Source organism: Rhodoferax sp., assembly GCF_010365055.1.
In the GTDB taxonomy this organism is placed as follows: Bacteria; Pseudomonadota; Gammaproteobacteria; order Burkholderiales; family Burkholderiaceae_C; genus Rhodoferax.
In genome coordinates, this window is record NZ_JAAFHA010000176.1 from 1 (window position 1) to 3,613 (window position 3,613).

Annotated in this window: 3 protein-coding genes and 1 pseudogene; 1 reads left to right on the top strand and 3 read right to left on the bottom strand. The window is 58.9% G+C overall.

What is annotated here, in order from left to right; all coding sequences use genetic code 11:
- Window positions 1-114: 114 nt before the first annotated feature.
- A complete protein-coding gene (locus GZ093_RS20560) occupies window positions 115-1,056 on the bottom strand; it encodes an ABC transporter permease (RefSeq protein WP_296489578.1) in 942 nt (313 codons plus the stop codon).
- Between the two features lie 134 nt (window positions 1,057-1,190).
- The gene (locus GZ093_RS20565) at window positions 1,191-2,750 is read right to left on the bottom strand and encodes an ABC transporter substrate-binding protein (protein ID WP_296489580.1); all 1,560 of its coding nucleotides are present in this window, start codon (window positions 2,748-2,750) and stop codon (window positions 1,191-1,193) included.
- A gap of 238 nt (window positions 2,751-2,988) precedes the next feature.
- Between GZ093_RS20565 and GZ093_RS20570 the strand changes: the two genes are divergently transcribed.
- Complete coding sequence (locus tag GZ093_RS20570; RefSeq protein ID WP_296489581.1) at window positions 2,989-3,381, top strand: Rid family detoxifying hydrolase; 393 nt, start codon at window positions 2,989-2,991, stop codon at window positions 3,379-3,381.
- Window positions 3,382-3,383: 2 nt separating this feature from the next.
- On the opposite strand, the pseudogene GZ093_RS20575 reads toward GZ093_RS20570, so the two are convergent.
- Window positions 3,384-3,613: pseudogene (locus GZ093_RS20575) on the bottom strand (hypothetical protein); the annotation flags it as partial.

The window sequence follows — 3,613 nt, forward strand, 5'->3', positions numbered from 1 at the left end:
GTGATCACATTGGCCAGCAGAGCCACCACGACCACCATCAACAGGCAGATGGCGGCGACCAGCACAATGCGGCGCCGGAACAGTTTTTTGAGAATCAGCGGAAACTTCATAGAGCTAGTACTTCACGCGGGGATCGACCACCATGTACAGCAGGTCGGTCAGGAAATTGATCACCACATAAATCATGGCAATCACCAGCAAGGCACCCTGAATCACCGGGTAGTCGCGCCGCAGCACGGCGCTCACCACCAGGTTGCCGACGCCGGGCAAGCCAAACACGGTTTCGGTGACCACGGCCCCGCCAATCATCATCGCCACGGTGAGGCCCAGCACGGTGACGATGGGCACCAGCGCGTTGCGCAGCGCGTGCTTGAGCACCACCACATTTTCAGACAGGCCCTTGGCGCGGGCGGTGCGCACATAGTCTTCCCCCAGCACATCGAGCATGGAAGCGCGCGTGAAGCGGATGATCAGCGCAGAGTTGAGCACGCCCAGCACTACCGACGGCAGCACTAGGTAGTGAATGCGTTCAATCAGCGTGGCGCCCGGGTCGCCGTAGCCCGACACCGGAAACCAGCCCATGGACACCGCAAAAATCTGCATCAGCACCAGCCCCATCCAGAAGCTGGGAATGCTGGCGCCCAGCATGGCAAAGCCAGTCAATAACTGGTCGATGAATTTGCCGCGGAAAACCGCCGAGACAATGCCGCAGGGCACCCCGATCGCCGCAGCGATGAAGACGGCCATCAGTGTCAACAAGGTAGTGGGCTCGGCCCGCTCCCAAAGCGCCTGCGTGACCGGGCGCTGCAGGAAGATCGACTGGCCAAGATTGCCGTGCGCAAGTTCCTTGAGCCAGTAGCCAAACTGCACAGGCAGCGGCTTGTCCAGGCCATACTCTTTCTGCACGCGTGCAATGTCTTCAGCTGTCGCCTGGTCACCCAGCAGCACCCCGATGGGGTCGCCCGATGCGGCGCGTGTTAGCACAAACACAATGACCGCCACGAGCGCCATGACCACCAGCATGCCCATGACGCGTGATAACAAATAGCGTGTCATGACGATCTTTCTCTAATCAAATATGACGAGATACGCAACGAGCCCCGTGTCGCCGCCGGGCCTCCTCAAGGCGAAACCGCCCCCTTGGGAGCAGCGCATTACACGGAGTGAAGAGCGCAGGAGCCCATATCTCTTCAGTTTTTCAGCCCAGTGTTCCAGAAGAAGGGCCAAGTCGAAGGCACATAGCCCTGCAGCGCAGGCGACTTGGCCGACAGGCTGTTGAACTTGCCAATATTGATATACGGCACTTCGTCATAAATCACCTGCTGTACCGCACCCCACAAGGCACCGCGCTTGGCGGGATTGGGTTCCTGGTTCAGCGCAGCCAGCGCGGCCAGCTTGGCCGGTGAATTCCACCAGCCCGGCGCGCCGTCGCCCAATTGCGGCGGCGACAGCATGGGCTCCGGGAACTGGCCCGAATGCGTGATGTAAATATCCCAGAGCCTGGGGTCGCCGCGGCGCTGTACCAGGGTGGCCCAGTCCACCACGTTCAACTCGGCCTTGAAGCCGGCGCGCTTGAGCTGCTCGGCCATGATCAGCGCCATGTTGTAGTGAAAGTCGTACTGGCGGCTGGTCAAAATGCGGATGGGCTCGCCCTTGTACCCAGCTTGGACGGCTTGACTTTTGGCCTTGACCGCATTGCGCTCGTTGTAATTGGCCGCACCGGCGTTCGAATAAAAAGGCGTTCCTTTGGGGAAGTGGTTGGGCTCAGCCGTGAAGAAACGCGTATCGCCGAATCCGGCGGCCAGCATTTCACCCTCGCCAATGCTGGTTTGCACGGACTTGCGCAAGGCCTGGGAGGCCATCACGCCTTCTTTGGTGTTGAATACCATGTACGGAAAACCAAACGAAGGCGTCAGGATCGGAACGGTTTTTCCACCCGATTTTTCCAGACGCCCCAGGGCCTCGGTGGGCAGCAGGTCGGCAAAGTGGTATTGCCCGGCCAGCGATCCCTCCACGCGCGTATTGGCGTTGGGCACAGGGAGGAACCGCAGCTCATCGGCAATCGCCGTTTTCTTGCCGCCGTAACCGTTTGGCGCTTCTTGGCGAGCGGAATAATGGTCAAAGCGCGTCAGCAGCACATACTGGTCAGGACGGCGTTCCTTGAATTTGTAGGGGCCGGTTCCAATGAACTCCTTGAGCGGCGTGGCAATCGACTCTTTGGCCATGATGGCTGCCATGCCGGAAGGCATCGCCAGTTGCGACAACAGTGGCGCATAGGGTGCCTTGAGCGTGATTTCGATGCCGTGGCTGCCATTAACGGACAGGTCTGCTACGTCTTTGGAAAGCGCCTTGCCGCGTGGCGACACATCCATCCAGCGCTTGAGGCTGGCCACAACGTCTTCGGAGTTCATCTCGCGGCCATTGTGCAACTGCACGCCTTTGCGCAGCGCAATGCTGTAGTGCTTGCCGTCCGCCGACACTTTGGGCAGGCCTTCGGCCAGCATGGGAATGATTTTCCAGTTGGCGTCAAAAGTATAGAGTGGCTCATACACATGCTGCATGATGGTCGCCACCAGGTCGATGGGGGATGCCATGGGGTCCAGCGTTTGCGGTTCGGCGGTCATGGCCAGGTTGAGGGAGGAATTTGAAAGCGTTTGCGCCTGGGCGCCGATCGGCAACAAGGCCGTACCACTCACCATCAGCGCCAACGCAACCGCCTTGCGACGGTTAATCCATAATTTTTGCATCATGCCGATCTCCTTAGAAGTGAAAGTATTTTTCAAGTTGCGAAGAATATTCGACATATTCTTTTAAACAAATGGGTATAAACCCTAGTATCTAAAATTGACAATGAAAATATATTTCACATCGATGGCCAAGCAGCCCGTCCCAGGGGTGTAGCCCTTTGTCTTGCGCACCAGTTTGGTATCTGCCGGTCTGCGGGTTTCATGGCCTGTCTTTTCTTCACCCAACTAGGAGTTTTCCGCAATGTCCACACTTGAATACTTTGGCAACCCCCCTATCGCCTCTGACCACCAGCCCCGGCCGTTTTCGCCGGCCGTGCGCGCGGGCGACTTTGTCTACGTGTCGGGTCAGGTTCCGGGCGACGAAAAAGGTGAAATTGTGCAGGGCGGCATTGAAGTGCAGACGCGGCAGGTCATGAAAAACCTCTCTGCCGCTCTGGCGCTGGCCGGCTGCACGCTGGACGACGTCTGCAAAACCACGGTGTGGCTGCAGGACGCGCGCGAATTCGGCAGCTTCAACCGTGTCTACATGAGCTACTTCGGCGACAAAAAACCGGCCCGATCGACCACCGAGGCGCGCCTGATGGTGGATGCACGGGTTGAGATTGATGTGGTGGCGTACAAGCCACGCGCTTAAGCTCAGTTCAATTCCATCGGGGGAGGCGAAGTACCCACGGTGACGAACATTGAGGCGCCGTCCTGCACCGGCCAGGCCACACACTTGTTGTTGAGCCGCGCATCACATGGAATGTCGGGGGGCTCGGGCTCGATGTCCGGCAACGCGTTGTCAAAGACTTGGGGCGCGGCGGGCTCCTGCACCATCAACTGGCAGCAGCTGCAAGCCCACTTGCCGCGAATCTGGCGCTGCA

What these genes read in the sequence shown, in the direction of transcription:
- GZ093_RS20565 (WP_296489580.1), bottom strand. Translation starts at nt 2,750, where the DNA reads ATGATGCAAAAATTATGGATTAACCGTCGCAAGGCGGTTGCGTTGGCG.
- GZ093_RS20570 (WP_296489581.1), top strand. Translation starts at nt 2,989, where the DNA reads ATGTCCACACTTGAATACTTTGGCAACCCCCCTATCGCCTCTGACCAC.
- GZ093_RS20560 (WP_296489578.1), bottom strand. Translation starts at nt 1,056, where the DNA reads ATGACACGCTATTTGTTATCACGCGTCATGGGCATGCTGGTGGTCATG.